This is a genomic window from Devosia sp. MC1541, assembly GCF_012847305.1.
Taxonomy (GTDB): domain Bacteria; phylum Pseudomonadota; class Alphaproteobacteria; order Rhizobiales; family Devosiaceae; genus Devosia.
The window spans coordinates 91,140-108,195 of sequence record NZ_JABBDZ010000009.1 but is presented as its reverse complement, the minus strand read 5'-3'; the positions used below and the strand labels follow the sequence as shown (position 1 = coordinate 108,195).

General features: G+C 58.8%; 15 protein-coding genes and 2 riboswitches. Of the genes, 11 read left to right on the top strand and 4 right to left on the bottom strand.

Features of this window, described 5'->3' with window-relative positions; all coding sequences use genetic code 11:
• The first annotated feature begins 19 nt into the window (after positions 1-19).
• The 10 genes from HKD40_RS11395 to gcvPB all read left to right on the top strand — a co-directional run bounded on the left by HKD40_RS11395 (position 20) and on the right by gcvPB (position 11,287).
• Entirely contained in the window at positions 20-3,475 is a 3,456-nt protein-coding gene (locus tag HKD40_RS11395) for an AAA family ATPase (RefSeq protein ID WP_169195885.1), read from the top strand.
• A 223-nt stretch (positions 3,476-3,698) separates the two neighbouring features.
• A complete protein-coding gene (locus tag HKD40_RS11390) occupies positions 3,699-4,091 on the top strand; it encodes an AtpZ/AtpI family protein (protein WP_169195884.1) in 393 nt (130 codons plus the stop codon).
• A gap of 8 nt (positions 4,092-4,099) precedes the next feature.
• The gene (locus tag HKD40_RS11385) at positions 4,100-4,870 is read left to right on the top strand and encodes a F0F1 ATP synthase subunit A (protein ID WP_169195883.1); all 771 of its coding nucleotides are present in this window, start codon (positions 4,100-4,102) and stop codon (positions 4,868-4,870) included.
• 64 nt (positions 4,871-4,934) lie between these two features.
• The gene (locus HKD40_RS11380; RefSeq protein WP_169195882.1) at positions 4,935-5,162 is read left to right on the top strand and encodes a F0F1 ATP synthase subunit C; all 228 of its coding nucleotides are present in this window, start codon (positions 4,935-4,937) and stop codon (positions 5,160-5,162) included.
• Between the two features lie 101 nt (positions 5,163-5,263).
• Positions 5,264-5,860 (top strand): F0F1 ATP synthase subunit B, encoded by a 597-nt coding sequence (locus HKD40_RS11375; RefSeq protein WP_169195881.1) that lies wholly within the window; start codon positions 5,264-5,266, stop codon positions 5,858-5,860.
• A gap of 5 nt (positions 5,861-5,865) precedes the next feature.
• Positions 5,866-6,354 carry an ATP F0F1 synthase subunit B gene (locus tag HKD40_RS11370; protein ID WP_169195880.1) on the top strand — a complete coding sequence of 163 codons (489 nt, stop codon included), beginning with the start codon at positions 5,866-5,868 and terminating at the stop codon, positions 6,352-6,354.
• Between the two features lie 268 nt (positions 6,355-6,622).
• Positions 6,623-6,710, top strand: a riboswitch (glycine riboswitch).
• Positions 6,711-6,806, top strand: a riboswitch (glycine riboswitch).
• A 50-nt stretch (positions 6,807-6,856) separates the two neighbouring features.
• Entirely contained in the window at positions 6,857-8,020 is a 1,164-nt protein-coding gene (gene gcvT / locus HKD40_RS11365) for a glycine cleavage system aminomethyltransferase GcvT (protein WP_169195879.1), read from the top strand.
• A gap of 8 nt (positions 8,021-8,028) precedes the next feature.
• Positions 8,029-8,394, top strand: a complete 366-nt coding sequence (gcvH, locus tag HKD40_RS11360) for a glycine cleavage system protein GcvH (RefSeq protein WP_169195878.1) — start codon at positions 8,029-8,031, stop codon at positions 8,392-8,394.
• A gap of 8 nt (positions 8,395-8,402) precedes the next feature.
• Positions 8,403-9,746 carry an aminomethyl-transferring glycine dehydrogenase subunit GcvPA gene (gcvPA, locus tag HKD40_RS11355; RefSeq protein ID WP_169195877.1) on the top strand — a complete coding sequence of 448 codons (1,344 nt, stop codon included), beginning with the start codon at positions 8,403-8,405 and terminating at the stop codon, positions 9,744-9,746.
• Positions 9,743-11,287, top strand: coding sequence for an aminomethyl-transferring glycine dehydrogenase subunit GcvPB (gene gcvPB / locus HKD40_RS11350; RefSeq protein ID WP_169195876.1), 1,545 nt, complete (start codon positions 9,743-9,745; stop codon positions 11,285-11,287). Before gcvPA ends, gcvPB begins: the two co-directional genes overlap by 4 nt.
• 83 nt (positions 11,288-11,370) lie before the next feature.
• Here the strand turns inward: gcvPB and HKD40_RS11345 are convergent, their stop codons facing one another.
• The 3 genes from HKD40_RS11345 to HKD40_RS11335 form a co-directional block, all read right to left on the bottom strand.
• On the bottom strand, positions 11,371-11,955 hold the full coding sequence (locus tag HKD40_RS11345; protein WP_169195875.1) for a hypothetical protein: 585 nt from the start codon (positions 11,953-11,955) through the stop codon (positions 11,371-11,373).
• A gap of 20 nt (positions 11,956-11,975) precedes the next feature.
• The gene (locus HKD40_RS11340) at positions 11,976-12,464 is read right to left on the bottom strand and encodes a peroxiredoxin (RefSeq protein ID WP_169195874.1); all 489 of its coding nucleotides are present in this window, start codon (positions 12,462-12,464) and stop codon (positions 11,976-11,978) included.
• Between the two features lie 113 nt (positions 12,465-12,577).
• Positions 12,578-13,384, bottom strand: a complete 807-nt coding sequence (locus HKD40_RS11335) for a protein-disulfide reductase DsbD domain-containing protein (RefSeq protein ID WP_169195873.1) — start codon at positions 13,382-13,384, stop codon at positions 12,578-12,580.
• Positions 13,385-13,497: 113 nt separating this feature from the next.
• On the opposite strand from HKD40_RS11335, the gene HKD40_RS11330 reads away from it, so the two are divergent.
• Positions 13,498-14,073 carry a YqgE/AlgH family protein gene (locus HKD40_RS11330; RefSeq protein WP_169195872.1) on the top strand — a complete coding sequence of 192 codons (576 nt, stop codon included), beginning with the start codon at positions 13,498-13,500 and terminating at the stop codon, positions 14,071-14,073.
• Positions 14,074-14,089: 16 nt separating this feature from the next.
• Here the strand turns inward: HKD40_RS11330 and HKD40_RS11325 are convergent, their stop codons facing one another.
• On the bottom strand, positions 14,090-16,969 hold the full coding sequence (locus tag HKD40_RS11325; protein ID WP_169195871.1) for an EAL domain-containing protein: 2,880 nt from the start codon (positions 16,967-16,969) through the stop codon (positions 14,090-14,092).
• Positions 16,970-17,056 lie beyond the last annotated feature (87 nt).

The following is a 17,056-nucleotide window of genomic DNA, read 5'->3' as shown; positions in this document are numbered from 1 at the left end:
TGCGTTGCCGCGCGCCGTCATGAAATTTCAGCGGCTCAAGCTTCACGGCTTTAAATCCTTCCCCGATGAAAGCGTGCTCGTCATGGAGCCAGGCCTGACAGGCATTGTCGGCCCCAATGGCTGCGGGAAATCGAACCTCGTCGAAGCGATGCGCTGGGTGATGGGCGAGAGCTCATACAAGGCCATGCGCGCCTCGGGCATGGACGACGTTATCTTTTCCGGCTCGGGCAATCGCTCGGCGCGCAATTCTGCCGAAGTGACGCTGGTGCTGGATAATACCGACCGCAGCGCGCCAGCAGCGCTGAACTCAGCCGATGTTTTGGAAGTGACGCGCCGGATTGAGCGCGAAGCCGGCTCTGTCTATCGGGTGAACGGGAAAGAAGTGCGGGCACGTGACGTGCAGATGCTGTTCGCTGACGCCTCCACGGGTGCGCACTCTCCTTCTATGGTGCGGCAGGGACAGATCGGCGAACTTATCTCGGCCAAACCCACGGCGCGCCGAGCACTGCTTGAAGAAGCGGCGGGGATTTCGGGCCTGCATTCGCGGCGGCGCGAGGCGGAAATCCGGCTTCGGGCGGCTGAAACCAACCTTGAGCGCGTTGACGATGTGGTCGCGCAGATCGAAAGCCAGCTTGAAACCCTCAAGCGGCAGGCGCGTCTGGCCACGCGGTATCGCGCCCTGTCAGGGGATATTCGGCGCACGGAGGCGACACTCTTTCATATCCGCTGGGTTGCGGCGCGCGTCGCCGAGAAAGAAACTGAAGCAGCGCAGGCGGTGATCATTCGTCAACTGGCGGATGCCACCCACGCCGAACACCAGGCCCAAAAGGCCGCCGAACTGGCCGAAGCCGCAGTTGCCCCGCTGCGGGAGCGGGAAGCTGTGACCGGAGCGGTGCTGCAACGCTATACGATTTTAGCAGAGCAATTGGCCGAAGAAGCACGGCGCATGAGCCAGCGGCGTGTTGAGCTGCAAAACCGGCTGCAGCAGATCGCAGCCGATGGCCAACGTGAGCGTGCGCTGGTTGCGGAATGCGAAGCAGCGATAGACTCCTATAATAATGAGCGCGCTGATCTCGAATATGAACTTGAAGGATCGCAGGACGAGAGCGTAACCGCCCGCCAAGAGGCTGAGTTGGCGCAAGCCGCGGTCACGCAAGCGGACGCTGCGGCCCGGCAGGCAACCGAAGCTTTGGCGCAATTGCGCGCAATGCGCAGCCAAACGCAGCGCAATGCCCAAGAGGCCATGACGCGCAAACGCAGCCTCGCCCAGCAGTTGGCCGATCTGGAAAGCGACTATCAGCGTGTGATCGATGCACTCAACGCGGACCAGACCGTTTCGGCACGACGCGATATTTTAGAGGGTGCGCAAGAGGCAGCCGAAATCGCTGAGGCCAATGCGGTGGAGGCGGAAGCCAAGGTTCACCTCGCGCAAGAAAAGCTCGATGGCGCGCGACCGCGCCTTGGCGAGCTGGAAACGCTGGTGACGAGCCTTGAGGCGGAAGCGGCGACGCTCAATAAAATGCTGGTGACGGGCACGGGGACGTGGCCCGCTATCGTCGATGAGCTGCAGGTTGAGCCGGGGTATGAAACTGCGCTCGGCGCGGCATTGGGCGATGATCTCGAAGCTTCATCGGACAGTGACGCGCCGATCCATTGGTCCCCAGCCCTAGACCGCAGTGAAGATCCGAACCTGCCGCAAGGGGCAGAGCCCTTATCGCGCTATGTTTCGGGCACGCCGCAACTCAAGCGTCGTCTTGACCAGATTGGTCTTATTGATGCGGCAGACGGCCCAAGCCTAATCCGAGCCCTTAAGCCCGGGCAGCGACTGGTGACACTTGAAGGGGCTGTTTGGCGCTGGGATGGTTTGATTGCTGCAGCTGATGCACCGAGTGCAGCGGCGCTGCGTCTGGCGCAAAAGAACCGCCTCGTTGAGCTGGATGAAGACATCATTCGCGCAAAGGGCGAACGCAATGCCTGGAAGCGCGAGGTCGATGCTCACGCGACAGCGCTTGACGGAGCACGGGGCAGCGAACGGCAATGTCGGGCAGCGTGGCGCACTGCGCAACACGCTATCGCCACGGCGCAGGCTGAACTCGACAAAGCCCAGCGCGCTCTTTCCGATCTCACCACTCGCAAATCGACGCTGGAAGATGCAAAACTCCGCGTGGCGAGCAGTGTGGGTGACGCGGAAATGGCCGAACAGGCCGCGCTCGACGCTTTGGCAGATCTGGCCGATGAAGACACGATGGCTGCGGCGGCTCAGGCGACACAAAGCCATGTCGTTGTTCTGCGCGAAAAAGCCGATGCGGCGCGCCTCAGCCTCAACACGCTCGAATCAACCAAGCGCCTGCGTACGACGCGCCTTGAGCAGTTGACGCGAGACATGGCCTCCTGGCAGCGCCGCCTTGATGGCGCGCGCAATCAATTGGCGACACTTGATGACCGCACCGCCGATGTGCAGGACCAACTCGCCGATATGGCAGATTCGCCAGACGGGTTTGACGAACGCAAAGCCCAGCTCGATGAGCAAATCGACATCGCCAGCGAGGATCACCAAGCCGCCGTCGAACGATTGAATAATGCACAAACCGCGTGGCGGGAGACCGACCGAGCGGTCAAGGCCGCAAACGATGCTCTCAATAATGTCCGCATTGAGCTTACCCGCGTCGAAGAGCGGCTCAAGGGGATCATCAGCCAGCGCCTGCAGATTGAGCGGCAGACCGAAGAGAACCTCGGCATTCCGGCAAGCCGCACGCTGGAAGCATCAGGCATTCGCCCGGAAGAACCGCTGCCCGCGGAGCAACCAACCGAACACAAGCTCGAGCGGCTCAAGGCCGAACGCGAGCGTTTGGGTGGGGTGAACCTATCGGCAGAGAAAGAAGCCGAGGAGATTCAAGAAAAGCTCGACACCATGGTGCGAGACCGCGACGATATCATTGAGGCGATCGCCAAACTGCGTGTGGCCATCGGCAATCTCAATCGCGAAGGGCGCGCGCGGCTCAATGAGGCCTTCGGCAAGGTCAATGCGCATTTCCAAGAGCTCTTCACCACGCTGTTCGGCGGCGGCACGGCAGAGCTGACCTTTGTGGAAAGCGATGACCCGCTCGAAGCAGGTCTCGAAATTATTGCCCGACCACCGGGCAAGAAGCCTCAAACCATGACGCTTCTCTCTGGGGGTGAGCAGGCGCTAACCGCCATGAGCCTCATTTTTGCGGTGTTCCTGACCAACCCCGCCCCCATCTGCGTGCTCGACGAAGTGGATGCGCCACTCGATGACGCCAATGTCGAGCGATTCTGCAATTTACTCGACTCGATGCGACACCGGACCCAAACTCGCTTTATGGTGATTACCCATAATCCAATAACCATGGCACGGATGGATCGGCTTTTCGGGGTCACGATGTCAGAACGCGGGGTCAGCCAGCTCGTTTCTGTCGATCTGCAAACCGCGGAAAGCTACCTAGAGACCGCCTAGGCTCTCGGTAATTCTTAAGAATCTTCACGTGCCGCCACCACTTCGCCACTCTTGCGCGCAGGACAGCATGCCGCACCCCTCAAACATTCAAAATTCAGGCGCGACAACAATAACTTACACAGTCGCAGCGCGCCTTGACACGTTTCGGGGCCACCACTATGTTGCGCGCGACTTAAAGGGCGACCGGAAATCCTCCGGAAAAGCCGACTATAGGGAGTTGCGGATGAACATACCTCCGGACGACCAAGGTCAGCCGAAAAGTGCCCGCGACGCGACGCGCGATCTTGCATCACGCATCGCTTCGGCCAAGAAGGAGCGCGATCTAGCGAACGGTAACGTTGCTGGTGGCGCTTCAGCAGATGCGAATGGAATGGCCCGCGGCATGCGCATGGGCTCCGAGTTCGTAGCGGCAATTTTGGTGGGAGCCGTAATGGGTTATCTCATCGACCTTGGTTTAGGAACGACGCCTTGGGCCATGATCATTTTATTGATCGTAGGCTTTGCAGCAGGCGTCAAAAATGTCGTTCGTACAGCGAACGAAATGAATGCCGCTTCGACGGTTGGGACCAATGAAGGCCCTGCTGACGCGAAGCGCGACGATAAAGATGACGCTTAGAGGGCTCCATGGCCGGTACTGACCCGATCCACCAGTTTGTCATCACCGATCTGATTCCGATTCATGTCGGAGATGAGGCCGCTGGTACCGCACTGAATCTCTCGTTCACCAATTCGGCCCTGTTTATGGCCGTTACGGTGGTGATCCTGACTGGTTTCATGGTTCTCTCCTCATCGCGTGCGGCGATGGTACCAAACCGGTTCCAGATGGCCGGCGAACTTCTATATAGTTTCGTCGCCAATATGTTGCGAAGTTCAGCGGGCACGGAAGGCATGAAGTTCTTCCCGTTCGTATTCTCGCTCTTTGGTTTCGTGCTCGTGGGTAACCTCCTCGGCATGTTCCCATACTTCTTCACCACAACCTCCCACATCATCGTTACTGCCGCTTTGGCGTTCCTCGTGATCGGTGTTGTGATCGTGTACGGTTTCTTCCGTCACGGCTTTAAGTTCCTCAAGCTGTTCGTACCGTCGGGTGTTCCCGGCTACGTCCTGCCGATTGTGGTGCCGATCGAGATCATTTCGTTCCTCTCGCGCCCAATCAGCCTTTCGGTTCGTTTGTTCGGCAATATCCTTGCCGGTCACATCACCCTGAAGGTTTTCTCTGGTTTCGTAGTTAGCCTTGGTGCCCTTGGCGCTCTCGGCTGGCTGGGTGCACTGCTGCCGCTCATCATGACGGTTGCAATCACAGCACTCGAACTCCTCGTCGCAGTCGTGCAGGCCTATGTGTTTGCAGTTCTGACTTCGATGTACCTCAACGACGCGGTTCACCCATCACACTAAGACGTTGAGTCTCTCAAACGGCGGCTTTTCGCCGGTAAACTTTGACCCTCGAAAGGACAAACAAATGGACGTTGAAGCCGCAAAGATGATCGGCGCCGGTATCGCAACCCTGGGTATGGCTGGTGCCGCCCTCGGCGTGTCGAACATCTTCTCGAACTTCCTCTCGGGCGCACTGCGCAACCCGTCTGCTGCTCCAAGCCAGACCGGTAACCTGATTTTCGGTATGGCTATGACCGAAGCACTGGGCATCTTCTCGTTCCTGGTCGCTCTGATCCTGCTGTTCGTTGCTTAATTAGCAACTTTAAGCGATCAATTCCGCAGCCGGATATTTTGTCCGGCTGCGCTTTATCTGGCCTCACGCCGGATGACCGGAATTAACGGGACACCGACCAGATGGTAACGCAAGCCTACGCTCAAGAAGCGGCAACGCCGACCGACGACACCGCGGTCCACGCTGACCACTCAGACACTCATGCAACTGTTTCGCATGGTGACGGTCACTCAGACGTGTTCCCGCCATTCGATCCGGCTACCTTCCCCAGCCAGTTGCTCTGGCTCGCAATCTGTTTCGCAGCGCTCTACCTCCTGATGAGCAAGCTGGCACTCCCGAAGGTCGGTAAGACCATCGAGACACGCCAGGCGACGATCGCAGCGGACCTCGCTGCTGCCGACGCCGACCGTCAGAAGACCGACGCTGCAATCGCATCGTATGAAAAGGCACTTGCCGAAGCCAAGTCTAAGGCTCAGGCGATCGCTGCCCAGACACGCGACGCAATCAATGCCGACATCACTGCAAAGCGTACCGCTGCAGAAGCAGAACTGACCGCCAAGGTCACCGAAGCTGAAGCGCGTATCGCAGCGACCAAGGCTGCCGCACTCACTAACGTTGATGAAATTGCTGCCGACACCGCACAGGCTGTCGTTAGCCAGATCGTTGGCGACGTTTCTGCCGACAGCATTCGCGCTGCCGTTGCTAAGGTGAAGGGTTGATCGCCATGCCATACTGGATGGACAATAGCTTTTTCGCCCTCGTAGGCCTCGTGATCTTCATTGGCCTGCTGGTTTACCTCGGCCTGCCACGCATCATCGGCGGCATGCTCGATAAGCAGATCGCCAAGATCGAAACCGATCTGTCGGAAGCCAAGCGCCTCCGCCAGGACGCAGCTGCCCTGCTCGTTGAATACGAACAGAAGCGTATTGCTGCTGAGAAGGACGCTCAGGACATCATCGCTTCGGCTCAGGAAGAAGCGAACCGCCTGACTGTTGAAGCCAAGGCTTCGCTGGAAGAGCTCGTAACCCGCCGCACCAAGGCTGTGGAAGACAAGATCGCCCAGGCAGAATCGCAGGCAATCGCGGAAGTCCGCGCGCGCTCTGCAGATCTGGCAGTGGAAGCCGCCCGCGTTGTGCTCTCCGATGAAATGAACCGCAATGGCGGCAAGATCATCGACGCAGCTATCGCGGACGTGAGCACCAAGCTCAACTAAGTCTGATATTAGACAACCGAATTTAAAGGCGGGCAGCAATGTCCGCCTTTTTTTGTTTTGGCGCTTCGGTGACGAATACCCCCTCCTAGCTTCCCCCTGAAAAGGGGAGCGATTGGACCGAGTGCGCGCAAAGGCTGCCACGAGCACCGGAATGCCCCTCCTCCGTCGTTCAGGCGAGGTTGGGTGGGGCACTTACCAGCCACACCTCGCGATCCGGACCAAAAACGACCATGCCGAATTGACGCAGGCGCAAAACTCGCGCATGGTCCGGGCAACTGCGGGAGAGACTGGCTACTGCCAGCGCCGAAGGAGCAACCGCCCCGGAAACTCTCAGGCAAACGGACCGCAGTTAAACGAACACTCTGGAAAGCGAATTGGCCGAGCCAATTCCACCGAAGGAGCAACTGGCGCTCAGCCAGGAAATCTCTCAGGGCAAGGACAGAGGGGGCACGCACTCCGCGACAGCGGAGGACATCGTGCTGACCTCTAACCCGAGTTGTTCATGGCATCTTCAGGCCCAGAAGACCTACATCAGACCCCGCTTTACGAAAAACACGTCGCTGCGAGCGGCCGCATCGTCCCGTTCGGGGGCTATGCCCTACCCGTGCAATATCCCAGTGGGATAATGAACGAGCACAAGTGGACCCGCGACAATGCCGGCCTGTTCGACGTCAGCCATATGGGACCGAGCTTTGTCCGTCTAAACGCGCCAAGCGGCGACGCCGAAGCCGATCACGCCGCAGTTTCCGCGCTGATCGAACCTCTCATTTGCGGGGACATTGCCAGTCTCAAACCCGGGCAAATCCGCTATTCACTCCTGCTCAATGAACAGGGCGGCATTATAGACGATCTGATGATCGCCCGGTCGCCTGATGAGGCCGGTGTGCTTTATGTGGTGGTCAACGCCGGGACCAAGGATGGCGACTTCGCGCTGATCGAGAAGGCACTGCGCGACAGCGCCGTTCTTGTACGCGCGGATCATGACAACGCCCTTCTCGCACTGCAAGGCCCTGAAGCGGTAAACGTTATTGCCGGTCTTATCCCGGACGCGGTCCAACTTGGGTTTATGACCCACGCCAATATGAGCTGGAACACAATTCCGGTGACCATAGCGCGCGCTGGATATACCGGCGAAGACGGTTTTGAAATTCTCACCCCCGCAGCACATGCCGAAGATTTCTGGGATGCCCTTCTCACAGATGATCGGGTCAAACCCATCGGTCTTGGTGCTCGGGACAGTCTTCGCCTCGAAGCTGGCCTGCCGCTTTATGGGCATGACCTCAACGAAACGATCTCCCCCATCGAAGCAGGATTAGGCTTTGCCGTATCGAAGCGCCGTCGGGAAGCCGCTGATTTTCCGGGTGCGCAGCGCATTCTGGCAGAGCGCGATGGCCAGCTGAGCCGCAAGCGCGTTGGCATGATCATCGAGGGCGCCCCTGCGCGCGAAGGCGCTGACATTACCGATAGCGCAGGCACTGTCATCGGTGTCGTCACCAGTGGCGGCTTTGCGCCATCGCTGAACAAGGCCATAGCTCTGGGCTTTGTCAGCCCAGAACACGTCGCCACCGGCACCAAATTACAGGTTCTCGTCCGCAACCGAGCGCAAGCCGCCGAAGTTGTTGAGACGCCATTCGTCCCACACCGTTATTTCCGCAAATCGATCTGAGGCCCCAGATGACCACCAAGTTTACCCAGGACCACGAATATATCCGCGTTGAAGGCACCACGGGCGTTGTCGGCATCACGCCATACGCTCAAGACGCGCTTGGCGACATTGTTTTCGTCGAGCTGCCAAGCGTCGGCAAAGTCCTCAAGAAGGGCGATGAAGCAGCCGTGGTTGAATCGGTCAAAGCGGCATCGGAAATCTACGCTCCAGTTGCGGGCACCGTTACCGAAGTCAATGAAGCGCTGAGCGGCGAGCCAGGCTTGATCAACACCGATCCGGAAAATGCCGGTTGGATCTACAAGATCGAGATCGCCGATGCCGGCGAGCTGGATGGCTTGCTCGATGCCGCTGCCTACGCAGATATGACGAAGTAAGACCCTCGATGCGATATCTTCCCCACTCTGCCCACGAACGTGCCGACATGCTCGGCACCATTGGCGCGGCCAATGTTGAGGCGCTGTTCAGCGCCGTGCCAAACTCCGCACTCAAGAGTTTCACCCTTGATCTGCCAGCCCATAGTCCTGAGTTCCTGGTTGAAGCGCATATGCGGGCGCTGGCGAACAAGAACCATGCTGCAGGCAATGGACCATTCTTCGTTGGCGCTGGCGCTTACCGGCACCATATTCCAGCGACCGTGGACCACCTTATCCAGCGTTCAGAATGGCTGACGGCCTATACGCCTTATCAGCCGGAAATCTCGCAGGGCACATTGCAGATGCTCTTCGAATTCCAGACGCAGGTGGCCAAGATCACCGGCATGGATGTGGCCAACGCTTCGCTCTATGACGGATCGACCGGAACAGCCGAAGCGGTGCTGATGGCGCGCCGCATCACCCGCAAAAACCGCGTTCTGCTCTCGGGCGGCCTCCATCCGCATTATCGCGATGTGGTAAAAGCCTATCTCAAGGATGATCCCGATCTCGTCTGCCTCTCCCCTTCCCCCGAGGGACAGGGAGACATTCTGGAGCAGATCGACGGCAACACTGCCGCCATCGTCATCCAGACCCCGGATTTCTATGGCCACCTGCGCAATCTTAAAGCCGCAGCGGACGCCGCTCACGCTTTTGGGGCGCTGCTCATTGTGGTTGTCACTGAAGTCGTGTCCTTGGGCCTTCTCGAGGCTCCTGGTGCGCTTGGGGCAGACATTGTCGTGTGCGAAGGGCAATCGATTGGCAACGCTCTGAACTTTGGCGGACCGTACCTCGGGCTGATGGCCTGCAAGAAGGAATACATCCGGCAAATGCCTGGACGTTTGTGCGGTGAGACGGTCGATGCCGACGGGAACCGCGGATTTGTGCTGACCCTTTCGACCCGCGAGCAGCATATCCGCCGCGAAAAGGCGACGAGCAATATCTGCACCAACTCGGGGCTCTGTGCCCTCGCCTTCTCCATCCACATGGCACTGCTCGGCGAAGCGGGCTTTGTGCGCCTCGCGCGGCTCAACCACGCGAACGCCATCAAGCTTGCCGACGCACTGGCGAGCGTTACGGGCGTCAGCGTTTTGAACAAAACGTTCTTTAATGAAATGACCATCCGCACGGGCAAGCCTGCTGATCAGGTGGTGGAAGCACTGGCGCGCAAGGGCATTTTGGCTGGGGTTCCGGCAAGCCGCCTGCTGCCAAACGATCCAGACGTTGAAAACCTCATCATCCTCGCTGCAACCGAGCTGACAACGGAGAGCGATATTGCAGCCCTGACAGCGGCGCTTTCGGAGGTATTGGCATGAGCATGAATACGCAAGGCCGCCCGACCGGTGTGGGCACTGCCAGTACTGGCGCATCAGGTTCGGCACTGCTGCCCGATGAGCCGCTGCTGTTTGAAATTGGCGATACCGAACATTCCGGCGTTGATCTGCCTGATGTTGAAATCACCACTGCGCGTCTGGGTGGGTTTGAACGCAAAACCAAGCTCGACCTCGCGGGACTGACTGAGCCGGAAGCCATGCGCCATTACGTGCGCCTGTCGCGGCTCAATCATTCGATCGATAGCGGCATGTATCCGCTCGGATCGTGCACGATGAAGCACAACCCGCGGCTGAACGAAAAAACTGCGCGCTTGCCGGGCTTTTCGGACATTCACCCGCTGCAACCTGTCTCGACGGTTCAGGGCGCGCTCGAACTAATGAATGAACTCAGCCACTGGCTGATGACCTTGACCAATACGGCCGCTGTCGCGTTATCGCCCAAGGCGGGTGCGCATGGCGAACTCCTGGGCATGATGGCCATCAAGGCTGCGCAGGACGCCAAGGGCGAAAGCCACCGGAACGTCGTTCTGGTTCCGGAAAGTGCGCATGGCACCAATCCGGCCACGGCGGCCTTCCTCGGCTATACGGTTAAGCCAGTGCCAGCCAAGGCAGACGGCACCGTAGACGTGGAAGCGGTGAAGACTGCAATTGCGCCAGACGTCGCTGCGATCATGCTGACCAACCCCAATACCTGCGGGCTGTTCGAGCCGCAGGTGATCGAGATCGCCAAGGCGATCCACGATGCAGGGGCGTATTTCTACTGTGATGGCGCGAACTTTAACGCCATTATGGGCGTGGTGCGTCCGGGCGATCTCGGCATCGACGCCATGCACATCAACTTGCACAAGACCTTCTCGACGCCACATGGCGGGGGCGGACCGGGCGCAGGCCCTGTGGTCCTGTCCGAAGCGCTGGCGCCTTTCGCACCCGTGCCGTTTGTCCGCAAGGGCGCTCAGGGGCTGGAACTGGTCGAGCATGTCGAGAACCAAGCTCTGGGCCGCGTAACGGCCTTCCACGGGCAGATGGGCATGTATGTGCGGGCGCTGACCTATATGCTCAGCCATGGCGCTGACGGACTGGCGCAGGCGGCAGAAGACGCTGTCCTCAACGCGAACTACGTCAAGGCGCGGCTTCAGCATCTGTTCTCGGTGCCCTTCCCGGACTACCCGACGATGCACGAAGCCCTGTTTGACGACAGCTTCCTCAAGGACACCGGCGTCACCACGCTCGATTTTGCCAAGGCACTGATCGACGAGGGCTTCCACCCAATGACCATGTACTTCCCTCTGGTTGTGCACGGGGCGATGCTGATCGAGCCGACAGAAAGCGAAAGCAAGCAGACCTTGGACCGCTTCTGCGATGTCATGGCGGAGCTGGCCACCGAGGCAAAATCTGGCAATGCCGCTCGATTCACCGGCGCACCGATGAAGGCACCGCGTCGACGTCTCGATGAAACGCGTGCGGCGCGTCAGCCGATCCTCAAGTGGGAACGAGCAGCCGAAATGCCAAAGGCCGCTGAATAAAGAAAAGGCCCGGAGCGATCCGGGCCTTTTTTATATCATGTCAGAAGCTCCTGCCTGTCGCGCAGAGCGCTTAGGCGAGGGTCTTAGCCGCGTGGGTCGAAGCCGACCCAGATGGTGATGCTTTCGCCGCCCAGGTATGGGATCTTGACGTTTTCGACGACCTTGACGAATTCCGACATTTGAGCCGGAGGCGTCAGTGCCACGGGTACGTTGTATTTTTCCGAGAAGATCGCCTGACCGTCACGTTCGACCGCAAAACGGATCGGTGCGTTGACCGAGGTCTGCTTGCCGGAAGGACCGAGCAGAATACGACCGCTGACGCCCATGTTGACGGTGATCTGACCGTTGGAGACCACGCAGTTGCGCGTCGCTTGGTCGATCACGCCCTGATACTGGAGCGCGCGGGCGTCGCCGGTGCGACCGCCGCCATAAAAATACATGGCCTCGCCGCCGAGACGGACCTTAATGGCAGGGCATTCCGTAGCGATGACTGGCAAGGCGTTGGTCTGTGCGCTGGCAACGGCAATTGGCGCTGCTGTCGCGTTTTGTAGGCCAGCATTGGACGACGAGCTGCCACCGAACATGCTGCCCATGGAGCAGCCAGCCAGAAGCGTGGCAAAGCCAAGTGCGGAGCCAATGCGGAGCGTGGAGACTAGGGAGTTCATCATCTAAAGCTGTCTCCAGAAGCTCAGGCTGCGTTGAGCGCAGTTAAAATAGCCGGGGCACCGCTGGCATTAACGCCAGGCGCATCCTCGACAAACACGGCATCAACGACACCATCGCGAATAATCATAGCGGCGCGCGCATAGCGATGACCCATGCCAAAGGCGCTGAAATCGCGATCAAGCCCGAGAGCGCTCGCAAAGTCCGCATTGCCATCGGCGATGAAGGTAATTTCATTGAGCGCGTTGGACGCTTCGGCCCAAGCCTTCATGACATGAGCATCATTGGCTGCGGCGCAAACAATCTTGGTCACGCCGGCCGCGCGAAGCTTTTCAGCATTGGCAAGGAAGCCGGGCAGATGATTGACGTGGCAGGTTGGGGTAAATGCACCGGGGACTGAGAACAGAACGACCAAGCCTTCGCCGAGCGCTGCAGCGCTATCGACATCGGTGGTGCCTTCTGCCGTTACCAACTTGATCCCAACTGAAGGGATCGGATTGCCGCGTTCAATCATCGTTGGATTGGCCCCTATTTGGCGGATACGCCGCCCTACCTCAAATACTAGTCATCCGATATGCGCTTCTAGGATCACAAGCAAGTCAAAGGCTGCAACAACAGCATGCAGCATTAGTCGGTGGCTGGCTCAATCATCCCGCGAACCGCATAGGCTCCCTGATCGGTCATGAATGTGATCTCCACAGTCTGACCTTCCAAGGCACTATTGTCGGTTTTGTTCAATATGGGAAGCAGGACTAGGGGCTCCCCAAGGCTTTTTTGCGGCGCACCAAATACTGGACCGGAGGGGCCCATATCGATGATGACGCTGTCCGGATCGATTTCTGCTGAGAGGTCGCGAACCCAGACGCTCTTGCCATCTGCGTTCAAACCCAATGCCCCATAGGCAGGACTGTCTTGGTCCCACGCGATTGGGACATCTGCCAAGGCCTGCTTCAGGCGTGAAGCATTGGCGCGGTCAGCTTGATGCGTATTAAGGTCGAGCTCAAAATTAACTTGCGCGGGAATGCAAATTTCTTCGCAGATACCGAGAACGGCATCGAGCTTGAGGGTGCCCGACGGGTCGGACACATCCACCTCAAAGGGGAGGATGACGTCACCGTGATACACATAATCGAGAAGGCTGCCGATGCGTTTGCGCTCTGGATAGGGCCAGTGGACGGCGACGTCCGTAACCCCCTCACTTTTCCCAAAATCAAACTGCGCGGCAAAACCCGCCTGCCCTGGAACGCGCCAATAGGTGTTCGTGGTCGGCGGCATTTTCAGCTCTAAACCGGCCCAAGTCTTACCCTCAGAATCAACATTCCCATCGCTAATGAGACGCACTTCAACCGCAGGCGCGATCTCGACCCAAGGGGTCTCTGCGCCAATAACTGGCGCGGCTGACAGTAAAAAAATGAGGGAAACAATTGAGCGCATGACCCATTGGAACACAGATAACATGGAAAAACAAAGGCATGATGTAAGCGAGCATGATGAGTTTAGCGTATGCCGCGCTTGGCACTCAGGCTCTAGCATTCTAGAATAGTCATATGAATTCGCTCGAAGGTCACTTCCTCATCGCCATGCCTGACATGGACGATGAAAATTTTACGGAAAGCGTCATCTTTGTCGTCGGACACGGCGACGAGGGCGCGATGGGGCTCGTGGTCAACCAACCACTTGAGACCATGACCTTTGCTGACGTGCTCGACGAATTGGACCTGAGCGCCCCGCAATCGACCAAGCGCCTGCCAGACTCAAACGGCGAGCGCATTGTCCTGCGTGGCGGACCGGTCGAAAAGGGACGCGGGTTTGTGCTGCACACCGGCGATTACACCAGCGGCAATACCTATAAGGTGAACGATGGCGTTGGGCTAACGGCAACCTTGGATGTGATGCGCGCCATGGCCTATGGCCCGGCTCCGCAGCGCTCGCTGTTTGCTCTGGGGTGTTGCGGCTGGAGCCCCGGCCAATTGGAAGATGAAATCGCCGCTAATGGCTGGCTGACCATTCCCTATGACCGGGCTCTGCTATTCGATGTCCCACCAGAAAAGCGCTATCAGCACGCGCTTGATAGCCTGCGGATCACGCCCGCCTCGCTAAGCTCAGCCGTCGGGCACGGCTAAGGCGACAAACTCGGGCTTAGCGCCCGAGTTGTGCTGCGAGTTTCTTACCCAGTTCAACGCCACTGATAGCGCCCGAGAACGCAAAGCCCTGCGCATAGCGGCAGTTGAGCTGACGCAAGCGCTCGATCTCGTCCAGCGTCTCAACGCCTTCAGCGATCACCATCAAATCAAGATCAGTCGCCATGCTGACGATGGCGCGGATGATCGGCGCCTGCGTGTTGGCAATGCCGGAATCCGTGCCCAAGCGGATAAAGTTCGCTGGGATTTTGATGGTGTCGATTGGGAAGCGGTGCAGATAGCTAAACGAGGAGTGACCCGTACCGAAATCATCGAGCGCGATGCCAAGTCCCAGATTGCGCAGCGCTTCGAGCATGAAGGCTGAGTGCTCAGGATTGGTCATCACCTGACTTTCGGTGATTTCGAGCTTGAGGTAATTCGCCAAGTCGCGATCTTGCGCCAAGAGGCTGCGCATATCGTTGAGGATATTGTCGTTGGCGAGCTGGGACGGCGAGAGGTTAACCGAGATGAAGAAATTCTCGGGCAAGCCAATCGTCGTCATCCACTCACGGGCTTGAGCTGCGGCCTGTTCAAAGGCGAGGCGACCCAGACGGCTGATCTGACCAGAGCGCTCGGCCAAAGGCACGAACTCATCGGGCGTGACGATGCCACGGGTTGGATGGTTCCAGCGCATCAGCGCTTCACACCCGGCAAGTTGGCCGGAATGGATGTCCATGATCGGCTGGAACTGAACCTGCAGCTCGCCCAGCTTGAGACCGCGTTCGAGGTCTTCTTCACTGGCCTTGTTGTACGAGGCAATGGAGCGGGCCGAAGCGCGATAGGCTTCGATACGATCGCCGCCCAGACGCTTTGCGTAATACATCGCCAGTTCGGCGTCGCGCAGCACATCCTGAGGCGTGGACGGGTTGCTGTCGTAGATGGTGACGCCAATAGAGGCGGTCAGCATCAAATCACGATCACCAAAGTTGAAAGGCTGCTTGAGAGCCTTACGGATCTGCTCAGCCGTTTCAGCGATTTTTGCGGCCGCCTGTTCCGACGCCAAGATGACGGCGAACTGATCGCCGGTCACGCGGGCAAGCGTATCAAGCGGGCGCATCAGACGCGAGATACGGCGCGAAATGGCCAGCAGCACCGAATCTGCTGCGGAGTGGCCAATGCGCTCCTCAAGCTCCATGAACCGATCAATGTCGATAAGGAACACGGCCGGCTTGATCCCACCCGGCGCGCGGGCACGGACCAGTGCGCGATCCAGGCGATCCAAGAACAACTGACGGTTTGGCAGGCCAGTCAGGCTATCGTGCACAGCGTCATGCAAGAGACGTTCGCGCGCAGCACGATCTTCAGTGACATCCTGCAACGTACCGACGATACGGTTGACCTGGCCGTCGCCACCCAGAACGGGCTTTACGCGCATGCGGAAGGTACGGAAATTGCCATCGTGACCGGCAATCCGCATATCGGCGGAAACCTTGCCGCGGCGCAGCTCAACCAGCGTATCGAAAGCGGTACGGAAGCGATCGCGGTCTTCGGGATGCACACGGTCGAGCCAGCGCTTGATGGCGCCGCGCAACGCACCGCGCTTTTCGCCGAGGCGCGTCGCCAGTTCATCACTGACGGTGACGCGGTCGCGCTCGATATTCCAATCAAAGACGAAGTCGCCCGAACCCGTGAGGGCGAGCGCACGGCGCTCCACTTCGGACAGGGTGCCAATGGTCACCTGACCTTCAGAGAAGGCGTGTTGGACCGCCGTAAAGCCCAAGAGCATGACAATGAGCACCAAGCCGCCAGCTACGGCTGGCTGGGCAATATCATTGGTCACCTGACCCGAGATAACGAGCCAAGAATAGAACAGCAGGGCGATAAAGATAATCCACGTGGGGACCAGCAGCACAGCGCGGTCATAGCCGCGCAAAGCCAGCATCAGGATCAAGAAGAAGCCAGAAACGCCGAGCATGGCCAGAACCACACGCGCAATGGTTGCGGCAATGGCGGGCTGGAAGAAAGCGAAGGCAAAGAGAGCGAGAAACAGCGCGGCGAGCCCCATCGCCAAATGGACGAAGCGCAGATGCCAGCGGTGTAGATTGAGATAGATAAACAAGAACCCGGCAAGGGTTGTCGCTAAGAGCGCCTCCGCCGCCGCACGCCATGGTTGAACGCCGTCAGCAGGCAGGTTGAGAATGCGCCCGAGGATGCCAAAATCGATCAGCAGGTAGATCAATACCGCCCATGCAAACGCGGCAGTGACCGGGAATACGCCGCGTCCCTTGACCACGAACATGATGGTGAGAAACACCGCTGCGAGCGAGGCAACGCCGAGGACCACGCCACGGAACAGGGTGAACGAGTTCACGTAGTCGCGGTAGGCGTTCGGCTCCCAGAGGTACAGCTCTGGCAGGCTGGCGCCGCTCAGCTCAGCGATCACGGTCATGGTGGCGCCCGGGTCGAGCGTCACCTCAAATACGTCCGCTTCCGGGTCGACGACGCGTTCTGGGCGGATGCCAGAGCTTGGCGTGACGGTGGTGATGCGGCTTTGCCCCAAATCGGGTGTCAGCACCCCAGAATCAGGCAGGCGGTAATAAGGGGAAACCAACAAGCGTTCGATCTGCTGATCGCTGTCGTTGCGCAAGGCGAACAAGGCAAAGCTTGGATTGGTGCCCAGCTCGTTGGCCAACACCTCAATGCGCCGGATGATGCCGCTGCTGTCCGGCGCGGTCGAAAGCTGCACACGGCCATCCTGACCGGGAACAATTTCGACAACATCCGACAAATTCACAGCCTTCACGTCCTCGGGGACGGAAATGACTTCAAAACCTTGCGCTGGCGCTAGGCTAAACAGAGCGAGCGCGAACACGGTCGCGAGTGCAAACAGATGACGCATTAGAGGCAGTTAAATCCTGCGCTAGGCTTCATTATGGCAACGGTCGCAGATCGTGAAAACAATCTCTGACACAGCTTGGTCGGTTCA

Excerpts from the sequence above, each read along its gene's own strand:
- HKD40_RS11395 (WP_169195885.1), top strand. The coding sequence starts at position 20 with ATGAAATTTCAGCGGCTCAAGCTTCACGGCTTTAAATCCTTCCCCGAT.
- HKD40_RS11390 (WP_169195884.1), top strand. The coding sequence starts at position 3,699 with ATGAACATACCTCCGGACGACCAAGGTCAGCCGAAAAGTGCCCGCGAC.
- HKD40_RS11385 (WP_169195883.1), top strand. The coding sequence starts at position 4,100 with ATGGCCGGTACTGACCCGATCCACCAGTTTGTCATCACCGATCTGATT.
- HKD40_RS11380 (WP_169195882.1), top strand. The coding sequence starts at position 4,935 with ATGGACGTTGAAGCCGCAAAGATGATCGGCGCCGGTATCGCAACCCTG.
- HKD40_RS11375 (WP_169195881.1), top strand. The coding sequence starts at position 5,264 with ATGGTAACGCAAGCCTACGCTCAAGAAGCGGCAACGCCGACCGACGAC.
- HKD40_RS11370 (WP_169195880.1), top strand. The coding sequence starts at position 5,866 with ATGCCATACTGGATGGACAATAGCTTTTTCGCCCTCGTAGGCCTCGTG.
- gcvT (WP_169195879.1), top strand. The coding sequence starts at position 6,857 with ATGGCATCTTCAGGCCCAGAAGACCTACATCAGACCCCGCTTTACGAA.
- gcvH (WP_169195878.1), top strand. The coding sequence starts at position 8,029 with ATGACCACCAAGTTTACCCAGGACCACGAATATATCCGCGTTGAAGGC.
- gcvPA (WP_169195877.1), top strand. The coding sequence starts at position 8,403 with ATGCGATATCTTCCCCACTCTGCCCACGAACGTGCCGACATGCTCGGC.
- gcvPB (WP_169195876.1), top strand. The coding sequence starts at position 9,743 with ATGAGCATGAATACGCAAGGCCGCCCGACCGGTGTGGGCACTGCCAGT.
- HKD40_RS11345 (WP_169195875.1), bottom strand. The coding sequence starts at position 11,955 with ATGATGAACTCCCTAGTCTCCACGCTCCGCATTGGCTCCGCACTTGGC.
- HKD40_RS11340 (WP_169195874.1), bottom strand. The coding sequence starts at position 12,464 with ATGATTGAACGCGGCAATCCGATCCCTTCAGTTGGGATCAAGTTGGTA.
- HKD40_RS11335 (WP_169195873.1), bottom strand. The coding sequence starts at position 13,384 with ATGCGCTCAATTGTTTCCCTCATTTTTTTACTGTCAGCCGCGCCAGTT.
- HKD40_RS11330 (WP_169195872.1), top strand. The coding sequence starts at position 13,498 with ATGAATTCGCTCGAAGGTCACTTCCTCATCGCCATGCCTGACATGGAC.
- HKD40_RS11325 (WP_169195871.1), bottom strand. The coding sequence starts at position 16,969 with ATGCGTCATCTGTTTGCACTCGCGACCGTGTTCGCGCTCGCTCTGTTT.